Raw genomic sequence first — 20,553 nt, forward strand, 5'->3', positions numbered from 1 at the left:
TTCCGCAACTTGATTATCGTTCTACCCTACTATACTCTATTTTATCCCCAACTTCCAATTGCCATTGGTCAGCTAAACCAGCGTTAATTTCCAACACATACTTTGCCGGTACATTGGATGGCAATGAAGTTTCGTTATTAGGTTTCGCATTCTTTTGAAAGCTCACTATATTTTTATTGGCATCGATATAAATAATATCTAATGGAATGTTGGTGTTTTTCATATAGAATGATCGTAGATCTTCATCTGGAAACACAAATAACATCCCTTGAAGCTCGCCCATTGCATCACGGTACATTAGACCTGTTTGGGTCTTATACGCGTCATCGGCAATTTCTACATCTAATTTTTTAATGATGCTGTCATTGGTAGTTTTTAATACCAGTTCAGCTTCTTTTTTAAATTCAATCACCAAAGGTTTCACCGTTTTTTGTTCCTCTTTACAACTTTGAAAGTTTACCAGAGAAACTCCAAAAACAAGCATAACAACCAGTTTAACCGTAGATTTTTTCATTATGCGTGTTGTTTTTTCGATTTATAGAAGAACATAAAATACAAGCCAATAAGAATAAAAGGAATACTCAACATTTGACCCGTATTGAGTGTAGATGTTGCTATATATTCGTGTTCACTTTGAGGTTCCTTGACAAACTCCACAAAAAACCGAACCACCCACAGCAAGACCAAAAAGAGCCCAAAAAGAAACCCTTGTTGCTCGCTTTTTTTACTTTTCCAATAGAAAAGCCATAGGGCAATGAATACAAAAATATAACAAAAAGCCTCGTAAAGTTGTGCTGGATGCCTTGGGAAAGCCTCCCCGTTTTGCGCAAAAACAACCCCAAAATCGGTGCCGGTTGGTTTACCTACAATTTCAGAATTGATAAAATTTCCAAGTCTCACAAATACAGCACCAGCAGCTACAGGCACGACTACACGATCTAAGATCCAAAGAACTGATTTGTGCAACACTTTTTTATTGTAAAGATACATGGATATGATCATGCCAATGGCTGCACCATGACTCGCTAAACCTTGAAAACCTGTAAATTCAAATCCGCCCTTAAATTTAAAAGGTAAGAAAATGCTAAAGAAATCTTCCGAAATCAATTCACGTTGATAGAAGAGCACATGACCCAAACGGGCGCCAAGCATAATTCCAATTACCGAATAGATGAATAAAGAGTCTAAGGATTCTTCAGATTGATGTTCGTTTTTATAAATACGCTTCATGATCAAAAATCCCAGAATGAAAGCAACAATCCACATCACACTATAAAAATGTAATGTAAAACCAAGAATATCGATGCCTTTTGTAGGATCCCAAACAATTTTAAGTGCGTGCATGGAGTAGAATTTAATTAGAAGGGTAAATATAATATTTTGAAAAGTAATAAGCGTGAATGCTACTGAATTTTACGAAAGCTTTAGTAAAAGACCTCAATCGGTTTCAATGTTGAATCTAATCCTAAATTCAATCTGATTTGTTTTTGGAGATAAGGTATTACGGATTTACAGAATTTAAAAGGCAAAAACGTCTGGAGTTCTTATCTATCTTTATGATCTGGCACCGGGTCATAGCCAGATTTTCCCCATGGATGACAACTGAATATCCGTTTTGTGGCCAACCATCCCCCTTTAAAAATACCATGCTTTTCAAGAGCCTCCTTGGCGTAAGCTGAACAGGTTGGTTGAAATCTACACGATGCGGGAGTCCATGGTGAAATAAAGGTTTGGTAAACCTTAATTAACAATAAAAACGGATATGTCAATATTTTCTTCATATCACTATTCAGGTGCAAGCAATTGATTACTTTAGGAAAGGATTATTATTAATTGGTCGTGAAGGTTGTTCCTTCCTTGCCATCATTCAATTGAATGCCTGCAGCCGCTAACTCATCACGAATTTTGTCAGAGGTGGCAAAATCTTTATTTGCTCTGGCTTCTTGTCTTAATTGAATCAGAAGTTCCACAGCACCTGAGAGTTTTTCCGTTCCACTTTCTGTTGAGGTAACATTGACCAACCCTAGGACATCATAAGCAAAAGCATGGAGTGTAGTCTTAAGTAAGGCTAAGTCATCTTCCGTAATCGTGGCGGTTCCTTCTTTCAGTTGGTTGATGATTTTAACGGCTTCGAACAAATTGGCAATAAGTGTTGGCGTGTTGAAATCGTCATTCATTGCCTCGTAACATTTTTGGCGCCACTCTTCAATATTGAAGGTGGAAGTAATGGTAGGTGTTATTTCATCCAACGCATTGATAGCATCCATAAGCCTGAAAAATCCTTTCTCGCTGGCTAGAAGTCCATTATTGGTAAAATCCAAAATGCTTCTGTAATGCGCCTGAAGCATAAAAAACCTTGCAACACTTGGCGTAAATGCCTTAGTGATATGAGGATTGTCTCCCGAGAAAATCTCTGTTGGTAAAATAAAATTCCCAGTAGATTTCGCCATTTTCTTACCATTCATGATTAACATGTTGGCATGCATCCAATAATTAACTGGCGCTTTATCATTGCAAGCTTCGGCTTGCGCAATTTCGCATTCGTGATGTGGGAATTTTAAATCCATTCCACCACCATGAATATCAAACTGCTCACCTAAATACTTTGTGCTCATTGCTGTACACTCTAAATGCCAGCCTGGGAAACCGTCACTCCACGGTGAAGGCCAACGCATAATGTGCAATGGCTCGGCTTTTTTCCATAAGGCAAAATCCTGCGGATTTCTTTTATCACTTTGACCATCAAGGTCCCGCGAATTATGCATCAGATCCTCAAGGTTTCTTTTGCTCAAAATACCGTATGGTTTCGTTTCATTATATTTTAAAACATCAAAATAAACAGAACCATTGACCTCATAAGCCAATCCCTTTTCAAGAATGACTTTGATGATTTCAATTTGTTCAATGATGTGTCCCGTAGCCGTTGGTTCAATGCTTGGCGGCAAGAAGTTGAATTTATTAAGGATGTTGTGAAAGTCAACTGTGTAGCGCTGTACAACTTCCATTGGTTCAATCTCTTCTAAACGCGCCTTCTTTGCAATACGGTCTTCACCAACATCAGCATCATTTTCCAAATGCCCAGCATCGGTTATGTTTCTAACATATCTGACTTTGTATCCTAAATGCTTAAGATATCTAAAAATCACATCAAAAGACATGAAGGTTCTCACATTTCCCAAATGCACATTACTATACACAGTCGGCCCACAAACGTACATGCCAACATAGCCTTCGCTAATAGGAGTAAACGTTTCTTTTTCTCCTGTCAGGGAGTTGTATATTTTTATGTGATTGTCTGTGTAAAGTGGCATTGGTATATGGTGTTTGTTGGGTGAGGCGATTGGCTGTTCTATATGCGACAGCCTTCCTATTACGTAATTTCTATTGTTTGGATTAATGTCAAATGTTTATACTTTTAAGGTTTACTGCTAATTTGAAAACCTGTATGTCAACTAGCAACTTATAAAATTAAGAGACTATTGTTCCTAAGGCTTTAAATAATTTTATTAAAAGTAATTTATAGTGTCAGAATTAAAAAATTAAATCTGATTTTTTAAATATCACACGACAACATCGAAGCTAAAATTAAAAATCAGTATCTAATTTGATATAATCTAAAAACTCACGACGGGTCTCTGGATTTTTAAATTGACCGCCAAATTCTGAGGTGACCGTGCTGCTTGCCACATCTCTAATACCACGTGAGTTGACGCATAGATGTTTGGCATCTACGACGCAGGCAACATCATCAGTGCCAAGAGCCTCTTGCAATTCTTTTACAATTTGAATGGTAAGACGTTCTTGAACCTGCGGTCGTTTGGCGTAATAGTCAACAATTCTATTCATTTTAGAAAGTCCTATCACGGTGCCATTACTAATATATGCTACATGTGCCTTGCCTACTATTGGTAGTAAATGGTGTTCACAAGTAGAGTATACGGTGATGTTTTTTTCAACCAACATTTCACCATATTTATATTTATTGTCAAAGGTGGATGCACTTGGTTTCTTATCAGGACTCAAGCCGCTAAATATTTCTTTGACAAACATTTTAGCAACGCGTAAAGGTGTGCCTTTAAGGCTGTCATCATCAAGATCAAGACCTAAGGTTTCCATAATGTGTCTTACGTCGTCCTTAATAATATCTATTTTCTCATCAGAAGTAAGCTTGAAAGCGTCACTTCGCATGGGAGTATCGGCGGAACTGCCAATATGGTCATCACCAATGGCATCAATTTGTTGCATATTTTTATCTGTTTTCATAGTCGTTTTGTAAATCAAATAAGGTTACAATTACCTTAAAGGAGTAATTTATATGAAATAGGGTGCAAAGATAAACAAAAATAAAACCATAACATTAGGTTGTCTGTATAATTGCTTTGGTGCATTTCAGGGTTTCCATAGCTCAAAATTTCATGGAAATTAATCTGTTTCATGCTGATACTTTGCAAAATTCAAATTTCTCATAAATTGAAAAAGCACTCTCTTGGAGAATGCTTTTTTTTCAATATGTTTAGCTAAGCGTCTTACAAACTAAACCCTAAGGTCAGAGTAAAGTTTGAGTTATTGGTGTTAATTTGAGCAGCATCAGTTAAACCTACAGCATATAACTGTTGGTTGTAGTCTCTTTTTGCGTGATCATAAGCAAGATCCAATTTGACATTTCCAAAATTAAATCCTAAACCTAAAGAGTAGCCATTTAAATCGCCGTAAAACGATTCATTCTCATAAGGACTTTCTTCCAATCTGTAACCAGCTCTAAGACTTACCATCTTAATTCTATATTCACCACCAATTCTGTAGGTGGATGCGTTTTTCAACGTGTTGCTGATGATGTCATTTTGAGAGGAGAAATAAGAATCAGATGTTGGTTTGAATTTTGTATTGCTATAGTTTTTTAAGGAATAATCAAAACTTATTAAACCTTGGTCGCCAAAAATATAGGCCAAACTACCAGTAATCTTACCTGGGGTCTGTAATTTGTAATCAGGATAGACGTTCACCACATACGGATCTATAATTTGTGAAACATTCGATCCATTTTCATTTCTGATGGTTCCGAGATATTGTGTGGTCTCTTCTGAAATGGTATACCAAGTAGGGGAGTTATAAGACAGTCCAGCTCGTAATTCATCATTTATTTTTGCAATCGCACCCAATTGAAAAGAAAATCCGCTCCCTATGGTTGACAATGCATTTTGAAACCTCACATCTCTTACCAATGAACCAGGATTGCTGTTGGTTTCATGAAGGTCGGTAAACTTATCGTAATTGATAAAGTGAGAATTCAAGTTCAGTCCAAAATAAAAATTTTCACCGTATTGTGTCGAGGCATTAAAACTGAATTTACCATTATAGCCTGAGGCAGCGTATATGTATCCTTGATCAAAGTTATTTCCAACGATATTAGAAGTATATGAAGTATTGTCATCAGTGTCCATGGATGGCTCAATAATATAAGATTCGAAACCTAAGAAGGCCTGTTGATTGGCAAAACCATAGAGTCTATTAATTTCGGAATAAGCCGTGGATAAACTTTCATTATCAAGTGCCGAAATCTGATCGAGTCTTAAACCTTGGGCATGACCAAGAAAATAATTGCCAACGGAGTTGGAATTGGTATTCAACCCTCTTACATTCCATGAATTCTCAAAATCGGATATTTTATCGTAGGCAACGCCTAGTGAAAACTTCTTCCAAGGGGAATTAGGATTTGTATTATAAAAAACAAATGCTGCGCCTGTTTGGTTAAGATCAAATTTTGAATCTGATGATGAACTTGCGCCATTATAATAGTTGACTTCGTTTTTGGTTCCTAGATTAGATATGGATATCGAAGCGTGGCTTGAGGTGAATATAGATGATCCCGCAGGGTTGATGCTTACGGCCGACATATCGCCACCAAGCGCACCAAAGGCGCCACTCATACTTCTAAATCGTGCCGTCCCTTGGACTTCATCATGTGAATATCTAACGGCATCAGTAATGTCCTGAGCCATAATACTAGACATAGATAGGGCTGCTATGAACAGTAAATTTAACTTTTTCATATGTTGTATTTTTTATGATTCTGATTTTTATCTACCGCTACGTCTTGATGATCCACTAGAACTCCTTGCAGGAGATGAAGATCTTGAAGGCGCGCTGCTTCTTACCGCTGGAGCGGGTGAAGAACTAGAGCGTGAAGGTGCTGAATAATTTGAATTGCTTCTTGACCTCGGAGTCGAAACATTACCACCACCACTTCGTCTCGATCCAGAGTTATTGGATCTGGTTCGTGTTGCAGGCCGCGTGCTTCTATTGGTATTGGTCCTTCTGGCCGGCTGAACGTTTCTTCTATTGGTATTTGTTCTTGTAGTCGGTTGCGTGTTCCTATTGGTGTTCGTCCTTGATCTGGTGTTTGTAGAAGAACGATTCGCATTAGATGAACTCCGTCTATTGATAGTACTATTGTTAGTTCTCGAATTTCTGTTTGAAGAATTGATCGTACTACGTCTTCCAATATTTGAATTTGAATTGTTTCTGTTTAGAGTTGTTGAACGATAGTCGTTTGAATATATACTGCCGCGTCTGCCTCTCGTATAGGACGCATTTCTGCTGTTGCGATAGTAACTGTTGTAGTAAGGATAGTGTCCGTAGCCGTAACCATATCCATACCCATACCCATAGCCATATCCGTAACCATAGCCATAGTAAGGGTAATATCCAGGGAAATAACCATAAGAGTAAAAAGGATTATAAAAACCAGAATATCCCCAACCGGAGTAACCCCAGCCAGTGTAACCCCATCCGCGATACGGACTATATAAGCCAAATCTGCTATATGGGTACCAGCCAATATTGTTATGATAAACGTTTATATCTACATTTTGACTATTCTGTCCCCATCCAGCATAACCATCTTCATAGTATATATCTTCATTGCCATCAGCATAGCTGCCTTGATAATCGTCAATATTTGTAAAAATAACATTGTCATTATGAGCTATTTCCTCAAACTGTTGTGATTTCTGTCCGAAAAATTCTTTGTAATAACTATTGTTATTATTTGGAACATCTTCATAGTAGACTTCATATTGTGGGGCTTCTGATCTATATATACCATCATTTTCATAACCGGCGTATTGGTATGATCCACAAGAAGCTAATAGAAAAAGTAAGCTTAGTGCAACAAACAATGGGAACCTGCGATATAAGTAAGTTTTAAATTGCATATCTATTTGTTTTTATTGTTGAACATTACAAAAATAGTTAGTTTTGTCGAACTATTTATTTATTTAACATTAGCACAACTTTTGTGCCAAAACCCAGGTAATGAGTAAAAATCTTACAAGTAGAGCGGAAGACTATTCCAAATGGTACAATGAGTTGGTCGTTAAGGCCGATTTGGCTGAAAATTCAGCAGTTAGAGGCTGTATGGTGATTAAACCTTACGGTTATGCAATTTGGGAAAAGATGCAAGCAGAATTGGACAGGATGTTTAAGGAAACGGGTCACCAAAATGCTTATTTTCCACTTTTTGTGCCTAAAAGCCTATTTGAAGCAGAAGAGAAGAATGCAGAGGGTTTTGCTAAAGAGTGCGCTGTAGTAACGCACTATCGACTGCAAAACAATCCTGATAGTCCGGGTAAGTTACAGGTAGATCCGGAAGCAAAATTAGAAGAAGAGCTTGTGGTGCGCCCAACCAGTGAAGCCATTATTTGGAACACCTATAGAGGATGGATCCAAAGTTATAGAGATTTACCAATATTGATCAATCAATGGGCCAATGTGGTGCGTTGGGAAATGCGCACGCGTTTGTTTTTAAGAACCGCTGAGTTTTTATGGCAAGAAGGACATACAGCCCATGCCACGAAGGCGGAAGCTTTGGCGGAAGCTCGGTTAATGAACCAGGTTTATGCTGATTTTGCTGAGAATTTTATGGCCATTCCAGTAATTCAAGGCGTCAAAACAGAAAGTGAACGGTTTGCCGGTGCTGAAGAAACGTTTTGTATCGAAGCGTTAATGCAAGATGGTAAAGCGCTACAGGCGGGAACTTCTCATTTTTTGGGACAAAACTTTGCCAAGGCTTTTGATGTGAAATTTACGAATAACGAAGGCAAGCTTGACCATGTCTGGGCCACGTCTTGGGGTGTTTCCACCCGCTTGGTAGGCGCATTGATCATGACGCACAGTGATGATAAAGGCCTTGTTCTGCCACCTAATTTGGCTCCAATCCATGTGGTCATCGTTCCGATTCATAAAACTGATGCGCAATTGGAGGAGATTGGTGTTGTGGTTAAGAACTTAACCAGTCAATTTAAGAAAAAGGGTATTAGCTTTAAATATGATGATCGTACAACACATCGTCCGGGAGCTAAATTTGCACAATATGAATTGCAGGGTGTCCCATTACGAATCGCTATTGGTCCGAAGGATTTAGAAAATAAAACGGTAGAGCTCGCTAGACGAGACACCTTGTCAAAAGAAAATATCCCTTTGGAAGGATTGGTAGAGAAAATTGACGATTTGCTCGTTGAAATTCAGGACACATTATTTAAAAAAGCTTTGGATTTCAGGAATTCGCATATTACTGAAGTAGACACTTTTGAGGAATTCAAAACTGTATTGGAGACCAAAACAGGTTTTGTTTCAGCGCATTGGGATGGGACTCCTGCCACAGAGGATAAGATTAAAGAACTAACAAAAGCAACTATTAGATGCATACCTTTAGATCAGCAAAAAGAAGTCGGAAGCTGCGTGTTTAGTGGAAAAACCTCTAATGGAAGAGTGCTATTTGCGAAAGCTTATTAAAAATAATAAAAAAAAGATCGCGAAGGTGTTGCAACATTTAAAAATAGTTGTATTTTTGCATCCGCAATGAAACAATTGTGAGTTCATTTGAAAAATTTGCTTATTGATAAAAAATGTTATTAATTTGCACCTTGAATAAACAAATGGCCCGTTCGTCTATCGGTTAGGACGCCAGGTTTTCATCCTGGTAAGAGGGGTTCGATTCCCCTACGGGCTACAATTTTTTAAAAAGAAAGAAATAAAATGGCAAATCATAAGTCCGCATTAAAAAGAATCAGAAGTAGTGAGTCAAAGCGTTTAACCAACAGGTATAAGCACAGGACTACTCGTAGCGCTATCAAAAAATTGCGCGAAATGGAGAATGCAGAGGAAGCACAAGCGATGCTCCCTTCAGTTTCTGCCATGATTGATAAATTAGCTAAGAAGAATATTATTCATAATAATAAAGCAGCTAATTTGAAATCTGGCTTAGCTAAGCACGTTGCTTCTTTGTAAGAAACAGAAGATCTAATTTTTATATAGAAAATCCATTCGTAATGAATGGATTTTTTTGTGCTTTAAACCAAGGAGTATCTTTTTCCTTCCTTTTGAATACGGCACACACACACACAATCCAATTTGGTATCTGTGCAGTATAGTAACCTATATTAATAATAACACTTTGTCCTATAAAAAAGCCCCAAATGAAAATTTGAGGCTTTTTTTTATATGCTGATGGACTTCTTATCCATTCATGGATACCAAAAACTCTTCATTGTTTTTAGTCTTTTTAACTCTATCGTTAATGAATTCCATAGCCTCGACAGGATTCATATCGGCTAGGTATTTGCGCATCACCCACATTCTTTGAATTGTATTGTCATCCAATAGGAGATCATCTCTACGCGTACTTGAAGAGGTTAAGTCAATAGCAGGGAAAATACGACGGTTAGATATTTTTCTATCCAACTGTAACTCCATATTACCTGTTCCCTTAAATTCTTCGAAGATGACTTCATCCATTTTTGATCCGGTTTCAGTTAATGCCGTAGCGATAATGGTCAATGAACCGCCATTTTCAATATTACGTGCAGCACCAAAGAATCGTTTTGGCTTATGCAGGGCATTGGCATCAACACCACCACTTAATATTTTCCCAGAGGCAGGTTGAACGGTATTGTATGCTCTTGCTAAACGGGTGATGGAATCTAGAAGAATTACAACATCGTGTCCGCATTCTACCAAGCGTTTAGCTTTTTCTAATACGATATTAGCAATTTTAACGTGTTCATGGGCTTCCTTATCAAAGGTTGATGCAATAACTTCGCCACGGACGTTACGTTGCATATCTGTGACCTCTTCAGGACGCTCATCAATAAGCAAGATCATTTGGTAAACTTCAGGATGATTGGCTGCAATTGCATTTGCAACATCCTTTAAAAGCATTGTTTTACCTGTTTTTGGTTGGGATACAATCATACCACGTTGTCCTTTCCCAATAGGTGAAAACAAATCCATGATTCGTGTAGAAATGGTACTCTGGCGTTCAGCAATATTAAATTTCTCCTGCGGAAACAAAGGTGTTAAGTGTTCAAATGATACCCGGTCTCTGACAACTTCAGGGCGTTGACCATTGATTCTGCTTACTTTAATTAACGGAAAATATTTCTCACCTTCTTTTGGAGGTCTTACATGTCCTAAGACCGTGTCTCCAGTTTTTAAACCAAACAATCTGATTTGAGATTGTGATACATAGATGTCGTCAGGGGAGGAAAGGTAATTATAGTCTGATGAGCGTAAAAATCCGTAACCGTCTTGCATGATGTCCAAAACACCTTCACTTTCGATAATGGCATCAAATTCAAAATCAGGTTCTCTGTAACGATTTCTATTGTCCTTGTTTCCGTTATTCGATTTAGAGGAAGAATGACCGCTATTGTCACGATTTTGGCTATGATCTTTAGAAGATGATTTGTTGCCATTGCTATCGCCCGAGCGTTGTTGCCTGTTATCTTTAGAAGATGATTTGTTGGAAGTGTCTTTATCTTTTTGAGTATGTTGCTTTTTCTCCCGATGCTCAGCACTTTTCGGGCTGGAGCTTTCTCTTTTTGAAGTGTCAGAAGCCTTGGCGGATGATTTGGCCTTAGGTGTCTGGGTTTTAGGCGCAGGACTTTTAACATCGGATTTTTTTGCCTCAGTCTTGTCGTCTGGAAGTTCCATTTTTTGTTGTGCCTTGTCTGAAGCTTGTTTTTTTACAACACGCTCTCTCTTTTTCTTTGGTGGCGGTGTTGACGCTTTTGGAGTTTCAGCCTTAGCGCTGTCTTTAGGGTCAGCTATGGCAGCTATTTCAGTTTTGACCACTTCTGGATTGGCCGCTTGTAAATCTAAGATTTTATAAACCAAATCTAATTTTTTAAGAGATCGGTACTTAGGGACATTTAATTTTTGAGCTATTTCTTGTAAATCAGAAAGCTTCTTTTCTTTTAATTGCGAAATTTCAAACATGTATGTTTATGAATATTAGTGTAAAATTGAAATTGGATTAGTTCCGAATCTATTTTTGAGATTAAGAAGAGGAAAAAACCGAATGTAATTTTGAAGATTTAACAGCTTATTACTCTGTGAGTAACACTATGTTGTTGCAATAATACAATTTTATTTTAAAAATTACTGTATGATTTAAAAAGAAACTGTTAATTTTGGCTTTTAATTTTTTAGATCAATACATGTTACAGCGTATCCAAACCGTATATTTACTAATAGCAGCCATTTTTTCCTGTGGCTTGATATTTGTATTTCATTTGTGGACCAATGCACAGGATGTCCCGGTGTATGCAAAAGATGATATGTTGTATTTGGCTATGTTTTTTGGATCGGCTGCCTTATCTTTGATTTCTATTTTTAATTATAAAAACAGGAAGTTCCAATTTGTTTTGGGGCGACTTAATATCATATTGAACTTTATTTTATTAGGATTATTTGTATATGTATTGCTAATGGCGCCTGGAGAGAGTGAAATCTCAGAGAAAGGCGTTGGGATTTTCATTCCTATTTTCTCTATCGTGTTTTTGGTATTAGCCAATAAGGCCATAAAAAAGGATGAAGATCTTGTAAAATCTGTAGATAGATTGCGATAAACCTATTATCTTAATTTTTTTAGTGCGTAAACCCGAGGTGAAGACCTCGGGTTTTTTTAGTGAAATCCCTGTCTGTCGACAGGCAGGCATATTGCAAAAGCCGAAGGCGCATTGGAAGATGCTGGTTGTCCCCATAGTTATAGTGATAATCCCTCCCGATGTATCGCAATTGGCGGAATCTCAAACTTTTTTATCACCATCTATATTACCATATATAACTCACGAAACAAACCATTGAAACGTTGATAACACAGATTGAGCAGATTTTTCCTTGTTTTTAAGAACAGATCAGCGAAAATCATAAAAAATCTGTATCATCCGTGTTTCGTTTCTATTGATCAATCTCACCTCTTAAACTCAATCACCTCCAAATTATCAATCTTGCTACCATCAATTGTAAACCGTAACATTGTTCTCACTTGCTGAAAACCATGTTTCCCGATGGCGCCTGGATTCATGTGGAGCAGATTCAGATTTTTATCTGGCATGACCTTTAGAATGTGCGAATGCCCACAAATATAAAGTTTGGGTGGATTTTGGTAAAGCAATTTGCGTACACGTGGCGTGTATCTGCCAGGGTAACCGCCGATATGGGTGATGAAAACATCAACGTCTTCGCACATGAACCGGTTGTTTTCCGGAAATTCCATCCGGGCTTTGGTGTCGTCAATATTACCATAAACTGCCCGGAGTGGTTTTAATTTTTTGATGGTATCCGTAACGTTTAAATCGCCAATATCGCCAGCATGCCATACTTCATCAGCTTGTTTTACATATTTTAGGATATCATTATCAATATAACTGTGGGTGTCTGATAAGAGCAGAATTTTTTTCAAAATGGATTTTTCTGTGTTTTTTAATTCTTAAATCAACAATCGTTTAATCATCAATCTTAAATAACTAACTTTGCAACTCACAAAAATAAAGCAATATTTTAATGTTTGCATCAAATCCACTTTTAGTTATATTGAAGTCTCTATTCTATAAGCAAAGCGGTCTTGGATCTATAGAAAAATGAGATATTTTATTGAATTTTCATATAATGGGAAAGCCTATCATGGCTGGCAGAAACAACCCAATGCCATATCTGTACAACAAGTTTTGGAGCACGCGCTGACTACTTTATTGAGAGCCCCAATTAGCGTTATGGGGGCGGGTAGAACCGATGCTGGTGTACATGCCGCTCAGATGTATGCACATTTTGATATACAGACAGCACTGGATGCTGAAACATTGATCTATAAAATCAACTGGTTTTTGCCTCCTGATATTGCCGTGCATCGGGTTTTTAAAGTTCGAGATACGGCCCACGCCAGATTTAATGCGCAAAGCAGGACATACCATTATCGCATTTCAAATACCAAAAATGTCTTCACCCACGATTTTGCTTATAAAATCCATTTGCCTTTAGATTTGGATAAAATGAATGAGGCTTGCAAAATATTATTGCAGTATAGAGATTTTGAATGTTTTTCTAAAAGTAATACGGACGTTAAAACGTATTTTTGTGACATTAAAGAAGCCTATTGGATACTTGAGGGTACAGAATTGACTTTTGTGATTACCGCCGATCGTTTTTTGAGAAACATGGTACGAGCCATTGTAGGGACCATGGTCAACATTGGTTTAGGCAAAATGGAAGCTGAACAAATGCACGCCATTATCCAATCTAAAGATAGGGGCGAAGCTGGTTTCTCAGTTCCAGCACAAGGATTGTTCTTAATGCATATAGAATATCCCGATTCGATTTTTAACGCTATATAATATGAGTGCCAAAAAGAAAACTATAGTTTATGATGTGAATCTTTTCAAAAGATTGATGCAATACATCAAGCCTTATAAACTTGTTTTTACACTGACTTTATTATTTGTAACCGGACTGGCAGCTTTCGGGGCGTTAAGACCTTATATATTACAACAAGCCATTGACAATCAGATTGAACTTCAAAAGTATGATGGTTTTTTGTTTTATATCATCGTCATGATAGTCCTGTTGCTCCTGGAGGTCATCTGTCAATTATTATTTATTTACAATGCCAGTTGGTTGGGGCAATCCGTGGTGAGAGACATCAGGGTTAAACTGTTCAAGCATATCATGAGTTTCCGGATGAAATATTTTGACAACTCTTCGGTAGGCGTATTAATCACAAGAACGGTCACGGATATGGAACGTATTTCCGATATTTTTGGGGAAGGTCTTTTTATGATCTTTAGTGACATCTTAAAAATGTTAGTGGTTGGAGGGGTTATGATTTATATGAACTGGAAGCTCAGTCTTTTGGTGTTTACAACCTTGCCCATCGTCCTTTTTGCAACCACCATTTTTCAAAAGTATATGAAAATTGCCTTTGAGGATGTGCGCAATGAAGTATCCAATCTCAACTCCTTCGTTCAGGAACGTGTCACGGGAATGAAGATCTTGCAGCTCTTTACACGAGAGGAAACAGAATACCGTAAGTTCAAAGAAATCAATGCCCGTCATAAAAAAGGGTGGTTAAAAACAGTTTGGTATAACTCAGTATTTTTTCCGATTGCTGAGTTCTTATCGTCCTTGACGTTAGGGATGGTTGTTTGGTACGGCGGACTCAATATTATATCTGATGACTTGGCTTCTCAAGGCGATTTGTTTGCCTTTATCATGATGATCCCGATGTTGTTCAGGCCTTTGAATCAAATTGCAAACAGGTTTAATACACTGCAAATGGGAATTGTAGCCGCCAATCGTGTGTTTGCGGTTTTAGATACCACTTCGCAAATTGATGATACTGGCAAAATTGAAGCGGCACCTTTTAAAGGTGATATAAAGTTTGAAAACGTGTATTTTTCCTATATCGAGGATGAAGAAGTTTTGAAAAACATTTCTTTCAATGTCCAATCAGGTCAGACCATTGCTATTGTGGGGGCTACCGGGGCAGGAAAATCAACCATTATTAATCTGTTGAACCGTTTCTACGATATTCAAAAAGGAACGATTTATATTGATGAGGTGGATATAAAACAAATGACTTTAACCTCGTTAAGAGCTCAGATAGCTGTGGTGCTCCAGGATGTATTTCTTTTTGCCGATACCATTTTAAACAATATCACTTTGAACAATCCTGATATTACGGAAGAAGACGTACAACAAGCTGCTAAGGATATTGGAATTCATGAATTTATAATGAGTCTGCCCAATGGTTATCATTATAATGTTAAGGAGCGCGGGGTTATGTTATCCTCCGGACAGCGGCAATTGATTTCGTTTTTAAGAGCTTATGTCACCAATCCGAGCATTTTGATTTTGGATGAAGCCACCTCTTCCGTAGATTCTTATTCGGAGCAGTTGATGCAAGTTGCTACTGAGAAAATCACAAAAGGAAGAACATCCATAGTTATCGCCCATCGCTTGGCAACGATTCAAAAAGCAGATAGTATTATTGTGATGGATGCAGGACGCATTGTAGAACAAGGCACACATCAAGAGCTGCTCCAAAATGAAAATGGTTACTACAGAAATTTGTATGAAGTGCAGTTTTTAAAGAATGAGGCCGTTTAATTTTGTCAGTTGAAGCGTTATTATTTATCTCATTGACATTTCTAAAACAACCTAATAAACTGTTTAAATGCTGTACTTGGTCTCTTATTAGGCCAAATCTTTTTTGATCATATCAATGAGTTCAGAATTCTCTTTGAACATCATAAATTCGCCATTTTTTATATAAGAAATCTGCCCAGTCTCTTCGCTCACAGCAATGGCAAGGGCATCAGTTTTTTCGGTAATTCCAACGGCTGCTCTATGTCTTAGTCCAAAACGTTGCGGAATACTTCTTTCACTACTGACTGGGAGAATGACCCGCGTGGCTTTTACAGTATTGTTTGCAATAACTATCGCGCCATCGTGCAGCGGACTGTTTTTAAAGAAGATACTTTCTATAATTGGTTGGGTAACGGCAATATTCATCGCATCGCCAGAGCTCGTCAAAAAATCTAAATTGTTATTGCGCTCAATGACTATTAAAGCTCCCGTTCTGGTCTTGGCCATTTTTTTACATGCCGAAATGATAACGTCAACATCGGTTTGTACTTGATCTTCGGTTTTCAAAAAATTAAGATGTCTTAAGAACCTTCGCTTATTTCCAAAATTTGTTGAACCGACCATCAATAGGAATTTTCTAATTTCAGGCTGAAAAACAACAATTAATGCAATAATTCCAACGTCCATAAATCCACTGAAGATGGAGCTCAATAAGCCCATTTTGAGAAATGCGGTCAACTTCCACACAAAATAAATGATGATGATGCCAATAAATATATTAATGGCCACAGTACCCTTTATAAGTTTATAGACATAATATAAAAGTATGGCAACGAGAAAAACATCAATAAAATCTATAATCCCGAAATCCCAAAATTTAAGCTCGTCCAATCCAAAAATATTTTTGTAAAATTAAAAAATTATGGCTAATAAATGAATTCGTTTTCATTAATGGTCACATGACCCAATTTTACCTTAGAGAGAGTTGATTTAAAAGTTATATAATCCTGAAATGTTAATTGGTCATTAATATTCAGGACTATATCGTATTCTTTGTCATTGGGTAAGGCATCAAGATCTGTTTTGAGCGTTTTCAGCGTTGAGTTTTTGATAATGGAATCATTGTAAAGCGTCACAAATTTTATATCATTTGGAGTTTTGAAATTCAAGATCATCCGTTTTTTCTTGGCGTTAGAATAATCTGAAGAAACGTTGGGAAGAATAGAGTTCATCTTATAAATGATAGGCGTGAATTCTATAAACCCTAAATTTTGAATGCTGGTATCATTACAGCTGAAATAGTTTTTTGAATTCTCATTTTTATGAAGTTCGGCATTCCGTTTTTTATCCTGTAACATTATGATTTTTGGTACCACTTGACCCAAAGTAAGCCTCTTATCAATATTTAGGAGCCAGTTGGTGGTGCTAATAACATTGTTTCTATTCAGTTCAAGACTGTCTGCTTTAGTCTCATCATAAAAAATATAGATCGGAGAAATATCATGAACCTCAGTAATATCAGCATGTTCAATTTCCGGAAGGAAAACTGTTTTTTGATGGTTACAGGAAAATGTTAAAACAAGTAATAGGAGGAATGGATATTTCATGGATCAATAGTTTAATTGCTGGGTCAGTTCAATACATTCCTTAGCTTCCTTGACATCATGGACTCTTAAAATGGATGCATTTTTTTCTAAGGCAAGGGTGTTTAAAACGGTAGTGCCATTAAGGGCTTGGGCTGCCGATATATGAAGGGGTTTATAGATCATTGATTTTCTGGAAAATCCAACTAATAAAGGTTTTTCCAACATTCTAAATAGTTCCAAATTCTTTAATAGTTCATAATTCTGAGCCACTGTTTTTGAAAACCCGAATCCCGGATCCACAATCACATCTATAATACCCAAAGCTTTGGCAGCAGCAATACGTTCAGAAAAGTAAAAAAGAATGTCCTTTATTAAATGCTCATAGGTGACGTTTTGTTGCATATTTTGAGGTGTACCCTTCATATGCATCATAATATAAGGAATGTTGAGTTCAGCAACGGTGTTCAACATATGGTCATCCATTTGTCCAGCGGAAATATCATTGATCATGCAGGCTCCTGCATTAACAGCTTGCTTGGCCACTTCGCTTCTAAAGGTGTCAACAGAGAGCAAAATCTGAGGAAACGTGTTAGTCAGCAATTTTATAATTGGAAGTAACCTGTGCAACTCTTCCGTTTCCGAAATATGAACGGCATTGGGTCTTGAGCTATAAGCCCCTACATCAATAAAATCTGCTCCCTCGTTCAGCATTTTATCCACTTGCCTTATAATATCGGTATCATTATTATAAACCCCACCGTCATAAAATGAATCTGGGGTGAGATTAAGGATGCCCATAATTTTGGGAATCGTCAAATCTATAAGCTGCCCGTTACAGTTGATGGTCATGAGGTTGATTCGAATTTATAGTTTAAATTATAAAATGATATGGGATACAAAGTCAAATCGATCAATATTCTCTAAAATATAATTTGATATCTGGAAAACTTTGAACCCTGAACTTTGAACTCTGAACTATTTAGGCGAAATTTACGCAAAATTACCAATTTTCTATGCAAGATACCTCAAAACAATACGATGCTGTGATTGAAAAATGCAGAAATCTCTTTGTTGATAAAATGTCCGATTATGGAAGTGCTTGGCGCATTTTAAGGCTCCCATCCCTAACTGATCAGATTTTTATAAAAGCGCAACGCATACGGGGCTTGCAACAAAATGTTGAACGTAAGGTTGATGAAGGAGAGGAGAGCGAGTTTATGGGCATCATTAACTATTGTACCATGGCATTGATCCAATTGGAGAAAGGCGTGGTTGAAAAACCAGACCTGTCTGTGGCAGTAGCCACAAAACTTTATGATGAAAAAATAGCTTTGACCAAAGAGTTGATGATGAATAAAAATCATGATTATGGCGAAGCATGGCGGGATATGAGAGTCAGCAGCTTGACTGATCTCATCTTGCAAAAACTCTTAAGGGTAAAACAGATAGAAAACAACGCAGGCAAAACCTTGGTGAGTGAAGGTATTGACGCCAATTATCAGGATATGATCAATTATTCGGTATTTGCCTTGATTCACTTAAACGAAAAAATATAAGTATAGTATCATCTACAATCTCCGATGGGAGTTTGGAATTTTTAACTTTTGAAATTTTATGAAATTTATAGTAGGCATCAGTAGAGTATTTGTAGGTATCCTTTTTATAATATCAGGATTTGTTAAATTAAATGATCCTTTGGGGTTCTCCTACAAACTTCAAGAGTACTTTGGAACTGACGTTTTAAATCTTCCTTTTTTAGACCCTTATGCATTGGGAATTGCCGTTATAGTGGTTGTGTTTGAAGTGGTATTGGGCATTTTTCTGCTCATTGGTTATAAACCAAAATTTACGGTGTGGAGCTTGTTGCTCATGATTATCTTCTTTACCTTCTTAACCTTTTACTCTGCATACTTTGATAAAGTGAAGGATTGTGGCTGTTTTGGAGATGCCATGCCGATGACGCCATGGCAGAGTTTTACTAAAGACATTGTATTGTTGGTCTTTATTCTAATTCTCTTTTTAGGCGTTAGGCATATAAAACCAATTTTCAGTAAACTTGGTGTCACTGTTGTAGCGCTTTTAGGTTTTCTAGCCTCGCTTTCATTTGCATATTATGTACTGATGCACTTGCCGGCCATTGATTTTAGAGCGTATAAAATAGGTGACAACCTACAGGAAAATATGATGCTTGCACCAGATGCTAAAAGAGCTATCATAGATTATGAATGGACCTATACCATTAATGGTGAGGAAAAAACACTGACGGACCGCGGACAGGGACCAGCAGAGTACGATGAGATCATAGGTGTGGAAACCAAAGAAATACAGGCAGCCGACCTACCTAAAATTCAGGATTTTTCAATAGAATCAGAAGATGAAGATTTGACTTCCTATTTCTTGGACAAGGATAAACTGTTGATGATTGTTGCTTACGACTTAAATTCTTCAGAAAAGGATGGAATGATGAAATTGAAATCATTGGCAGACAAAGCACTTAAGGAAGGCTATACTGTTATTGGTCTAACCACTTCAAATGAAGCTAAAAAGCAAGAAGTCAAATCGGCTTATAACCTTGATTTTGAATTTTATTTATGTGATGAAAAAGTTCTAAAAACTATTGTACGGTCCAACCCAGGAGTAGTTATTCTAAATAAAGGTACCGTGATGCAAAAGAAACATTGGAATGACATTGAGGATTTAAAATTATAAAATAGAATATTAATTTAAAACATAAAGCTTTCACAATAAAGAGCTTAGTATCGACTATGAGAAAAAATATAGTAGCAGGAAATTGGAAAATGAACAATGATTTATCGGAAACAGAAACATTGATCAGAGAAATAAAACAACAAAATAAAATCGCCGATGTTGAAGTCATGATTGCACCATCATTCACTAATCTTTGGCAGGCTTTTAATTCTTTAAAAGATAGTAGCGTTGAAGTGATTGCGCAAAACATGCATTTTGCAGAATCTGGTGCTTACACAGGTGAGGTCAGTGCGGCAATGATAAAAAGTCTTGGCGTCAAAACAGTCATTTTAGGGCATAGTGAGCGTCGCGCTTATTTTAATGAAACTGATGAGGTATTGGCTAAAAAGGTTGATGCAGCCATAAAAAATGAAATGCGAATTATTTTCTGTTTTGGAGAGGAACTTAACGATAGAAAATCTGGAAATCATGAGCAGGTTGTTGAAAATCAGATCAAAAATGCTTTGTTTCATTTAGAGGCATCAAGGTTTGAGAATATCGTATTGGCTTATGAGCCGGTTTGGGCCATCGGTACCGGAGAAACTGCAAGCCCCGAGCAAGCGCAAGATATGCATGCCTTTATTAGAAAAACTTTGGCGGACAAGTACAATCAAGACTTGGCGGATAGCGTCTCTATTTTATATGGAGGAAGTTGTAAGCCATCAAATGCCAAAGAGATTTTCTCCAAACCAGATGTTGATGGTGGATTGATTGGTGGGGCTGCTCTTAATGCGGACGACTTTTTTGCCATTGTCAATTCATTTTAAGTATAAATAAATCAGTTTTTGAGCCTATC

At 37.2% G+C, this 20,553-nt stretch carries 20 protein-coding genes and 1 tRNA gene; 9 read left to right on the plus strand and 12 right to left on the minus strand.

Annotated features, from left to right (window positions below; translation table 11 throughout):
* Window positions 1-13: 13 nt before the first annotated feature.
* The 7 genes from H3Z82_RS13705 to H3Z82_RS13735 form a co-directional block, all read right to left on the minus strand.
* Window positions 14-514: a DUF192 domain-containing protein gene (locus H3Z82_RS13705; protein ID WP_182206075.1), complete on the minus strand. Its 501-nt coding sequence runs from the start codon at window positions 512-514 to the stop codon at window positions 14-16.
* On the minus strand, window positions 514-1,344 hold the full coding sequence (lgt, locus tag H3Z82_RS13710; protein WP_182206076.1) for a prolipoprotein diacylglyceryl transferase: 831 nt from the start codon (window positions 1,342-1,344) through the stop codon (window positions 514-516). The genes H3Z82_RS13705 and lgt overlap by 1 nt, the downstream gene beginning before the upstream one ends.
* A gap of 200 nt (window positions 1,345-1,544) precedes the next feature.
* Window positions 1,545-1,781: a membrane protein insertion efficiency factor YidD gene (yidD, locus tag H3Z82_RS13715; RefSeq protein WP_182206077.1), complete on the minus strand. Its 237-nt coding sequence runs from the start codon at window positions 1,779-1,781 to the stop codon at window positions 1,545-1,547.
* Between the two features lie 48 nt (window positions 1,782-1,829).
* On the minus strand, window positions 1,830-3,311 hold the full coding sequence (cysS, locus tag H3Z82_RS13720; RefSeq protein WP_182206078.1) for a cysteine--tRNA ligase: 1,482 nt from the start codon (window positions 3,309-3,311) through the stop codon (window positions 1,830-1,832).
* 274 nt (window positions 3,312-3,585) lie between these two features.
* Window positions 3,586-4,263, minus strand: coding sequence for a GTP cyclohydrolase I FolE (gene folE / locus H3Z82_RS13725; protein WP_182206079.1), 678 nt, complete (start codon window positions 4,261-4,263; stop codon window positions 3,586-3,588).
* Window positions 4,264-4,526: 263 nt separating this feature from the next.
* A complete protein-coding gene (locus H3Z82_RS13730) occupies window positions 4,527-6,050 on the minus strand; it encodes an OmpP1/FadL family transporter (RefSeq protein ID WP_182206080.1) in 1,524 nt (507 codons plus the stop codon).
* A 27-nt stretch (window positions 6,051-6,077) separates the two neighbouring features.
* Window positions 6,078-7,214, minus strand: coding sequence for a hypothetical protein (locus tag H3Z82_RS13735; protein WP_182206081.1), 1,137 nt, complete (start codon window positions 7,212-7,214; stop codon window positions 6,078-6,080).
* A gap of 100 nt (window positions 7,215-7,314) precedes the next feature.
* On the opposite strand from H3Z82_RS13735, the gene proS reads away from it, so the two are divergent.
* The 3 genes from proS (at window position 7,315) to rpsT (ending at window position 9,288) form a co-directional block, all read left to right on the plus strand.
* Complete coding sequence (gene proS, locus H3Z82_RS13740; protein ID WP_182206082.1) at window positions 7,315-8,793, plus strand: proline--tRNA ligase; 1,479 nt, start codon at window positions 7,315-7,317, stop codon at window positions 8,791-8,793.
* A gap of 145 nt (window positions 8,794-8,938) precedes the next feature.
* A tRNA-Glu gene (locus H3Z82_RS13745) sits at window positions 8,939-9,010 on the plus strand.
* 26 nt (window positions 9,011-9,036) lie between these two features.
* Window positions 9,037-9,288: a 30S ribosomal protein S20 gene (gene rpsT, locus H3Z82_RS13750; RefSeq protein WP_182206083.1), complete on the plus strand. Its 252-nt coding sequence runs from the start codon at window positions 9,037-9,039 to the stop codon at window positions 9,286-9,288.
* A gap of 228 nt (window positions 9,289-9,516) precedes the next feature.
* On the opposite strand, the gene rho is transcribed toward rpsT, so the two are convergent.
* On the minus strand, window positions 9,517-11,277 hold the full coding sequence (gene rho, locus H3Z82_RS13755; RefSeq protein ID WP_182206084.1) for a transcription termination factor Rho: 1,761 nt from the start codon (window positions 11,275-11,277) through the stop codon (window positions 9,517-9,519).
* Between the two features lie 221 nt (window positions 11,278-11,498).
* Here rho and H3Z82_RS13760 point away from each other — a divergent pair, with 221 nt between their 5' ends.
* Window positions 11,499-11,909, plus strand: coding sequence for a DUF4293 domain-containing protein (locus tag H3Z82_RS13760; protein ID WP_182206135.1), 411 nt, complete (start codon window positions 11,499-11,501; stop codon window positions 11,907-11,909).
* Between the two features lie 344 nt (window positions 11,910-12,253).
* On the opposite strand, the gene H3Z82_RS13765 is transcribed toward H3Z82_RS13760, so the two are convergent.
* Entirely contained in the window at window positions 12,254-12,745 is a 492-nt protein-coding gene (locus H3Z82_RS13765; protein ID WP_182206085.1) for a metallophosphoesterase family protein, read from the minus strand.
* A gap of 178 nt (window positions 12,746-12,923) precedes the next feature.
* Between H3Z82_RS13765 and truA the strand changes: the two genes are divergently transcribed.
* On the plus strand, window positions 12,924-13,673 hold the full coding sequence (truA, locus tag H3Z82_RS13770; protein ID WP_182206086.1) for a tRNA pseudouridine(38-40) synthase TruA: 750 nt from the start codon (window positions 12,924-12,926) through the stop codon (window positions 13,671-13,673).
* A 1-nt stretch (window position 13,674) separates the two neighbouring features.
* On the plus strand, window positions 13,675-15,444 hold the full coding sequence (locus H3Z82_RS13775; protein ID WP_182206087.1) for an ABC transporter ATP-binding protein: 1,770 nt from the start codon (window positions 13,675-13,677) through the stop codon (window positions 15,442-15,444).
* Window positions 15,445-15,531: 87 nt separating this feature from the next.
* On the opposite strand, the gene cdaA is transcribed toward H3Z82_RS13775, so the two are convergent.
* The 3 genes from cdaA to folP are packed head-to-tail and all read right to left on the minus strand — an operon-like array spanning window position 15,532 to window position 17,858.
* Window positions 15,532-16,314, minus strand: a complete 783-nt coding sequence (gene cdaA, locus H3Z82_RS13780; protein ID WP_182206088.1) for a diadenylate cyclase CdaA — start codon at window positions 16,312-16,314, stop codon at window positions 15,532-15,534.
* A 35-nt stretch (window positions 16,315-16,349) separates the two neighbouring features.
* Entirely contained in the window at window positions 16,350-17,030 is a 681-nt protein-coding gene (locus H3Z82_RS13785; RefSeq protein WP_182206089.1) for a hypothetical protein, read from the minus strand.
* Window positions 17,031-17,033: 3 nt separating this feature from the next.
* Complete coding sequence (gene folP / locus H3Z82_RS13790; protein WP_182206090.1) at window positions 17,034-17,858, minus strand: dihydropteroate synthase; 825 nt, start codon at window positions 17,856-17,858, stop codon at window positions 17,034-17,036.
* Between the two features lie 164 nt (window positions 17,859-18,022).
* On the opposite strand from folP, the gene H3Z82_RS13795 reads away from it, so the two are divergent.
* From H3Z82_RS13795 to tpiA, 3 genes are read left to right on the plus strand one after another with little or no spacing between them, the layout of a single operon-like run.
* Window positions 18,023-18,565: a DUF1599 domain-containing protein gene (locus tag H3Z82_RS13795; protein ID WP_182206091.1), complete on the plus strand. Its 543-nt coding sequence runs from the start codon at window positions 18,023-18,025 to the stop codon at window positions 18,563-18,565.
* Window positions 18,566-18,623: 58 nt separating this feature from the next.
* Complete coding sequence (locus tag H3Z82_RS13800; protein ID WP_182206092.1) at window positions 18,624-19,718, plus strand: BT_3928 family protein; 1,095 nt, start codon at window positions 18,624-18,626, stop codon at window positions 19,716-19,718.
* Window positions 19,719-19,774: 56 nt separating this feature from the next.
* Window positions 19,775-20,524 (plus strand): triose-phosphate isomerase, encoded by a 750-nt coding sequence (gene tpiA, locus H3Z82_RS13805; RefSeq protein WP_182206093.1) that lies wholly within the window; start codon window positions 19,775-19,777, stop codon window positions 20,522-20,524.
* Window positions 20,525-20,553: the final 29 nt, after the last annotated feature.

The sequence above is a fragment of the Gelidibacter maritimus genome, assembly GCF_014062315.1.
GTDB lineage: Bacteria > Bacteroidota > Bacteroidia > Flavobacteriales > Flavobacteriaceae > Gelidibacter > Gelidibacter maritimus.

Bases quoted from the DNA above. Each gene is read 5' to 3' on its own strand.
- H3Z82_RS13795 (WP_182206091.1), top strand. From the start codon at position 18,023: ATGCAAGATACCTCAAAACAATACGATGCTGTGATTGAAAAATGCAGA.
- H3Z82_RS13730 (WP_182206080.1), bottom strand. From the start codon at position 6,050: ATGAAAAAGTTAAATTTACTGTTCATAGCAGCCCTATCTATGTCTAGT.
- yidD (WP_182206077.1), bottom strand. From the start codon at position 1,781: ATGAAGAAAATATTGACATATCCGTTTTTATTGTTAATTAAGGTTTAC.
- truA (WP_182206086.1), top strand. From the start codon at position 12,924: ATGAGATATTTTATTGAATTTTCATATAATGGGAAAGCCTATCATGGC.
- H3Z82_RS13785 (WP_182206089.1), bottom strand. From the start codon at position 17,030: ATGAAATATCCATTCCTCCTATTACTTGTTTTAACATTTTCCTGTAAC.
- folP (WP_182206090.1), bottom strand. From the start codon at position 17,858: ATGACCATCAACTGTAACGGGCAGCTTATAGATTTGACGATTCCCAAA.
- H3Z82_RS13705 (WP_182206075.1), bottom strand. From the start codon at position 514: ATGAAAAAATCTACGGTTAAACTGGTTGTTATGCTTGTTTTTGGAGTT.
- tpiA (WP_182206093.1), top strand. From the start codon at position 19,775: ATGAGAAAAAATATAGTAGCAGGAAATTGGAAAATGAACAATGATTTA.
- proS (WP_182206082.1), top strand. From the start codon at position 7,315: ATGAGTAAAAATCTTACAAGTAGAGCGGAAGACTATTCCAAATGGTAC.
- rho (WP_182206084.1), bottom strand. From the start codon at position 11,277: ATGTTTGAAATTTCGCAATTAAAAGAAAAGAAGCTTTCTGATTTACAA.
- folE (WP_182206079.1), bottom strand. From the start codon at position 4,263: ATGAAAACAGATAAAAATATGCAACAAATTGATGCCATTGGTGATGAC.
- H3Z82_RS13775 (WP_182206087.1), top strand. From the start codon at position 13,675: ATGAGTGCCAAAAAGAAAACTATAGTTTATGATGTGAATCTTTTCAAA.
- rpsT (WP_182206083.1), top strand. From the start codon at position 9,037: ATGGCAAATCATAAGTCCGCATTAAAAAGAATCAGAAGTAGTGAGTCA.
- cysS (WP_182206078.1), bottom strand. From the start codon at position 3,311: ATGCCACTTTACACAGACAATCACATAAAAATATACAACTCCCTGACA.
- H3Z82_RS13800 (WP_182206092.1), top strand. From the start codon at position 18,624: ATGAAATTTATAGTAGGCATCAGTAGAGTATTTGTAGGTATCCTTTTT.
- H3Z82_RS13760 (WP_182206135.1), top strand. From the start codon at position 11,499: ATGTTACAGCGTATCCAAACCGTATATTTACTAATAGCAGCCATTTTT.
- H3Z82_RS13735 (WP_182206081.1), bottom strand. From the start codon at position 7,214: ATGCAATTTAAAACTTACTTATATCGCAGGTTCCCATTGTTTGTTGCA.
- lgt (WP_182206076.1), bottom strand. From the start codon at position 1,344: ATGCACGCACTTAAAATTGTTTGGGATCCTACAAAAGGCATCGATATT.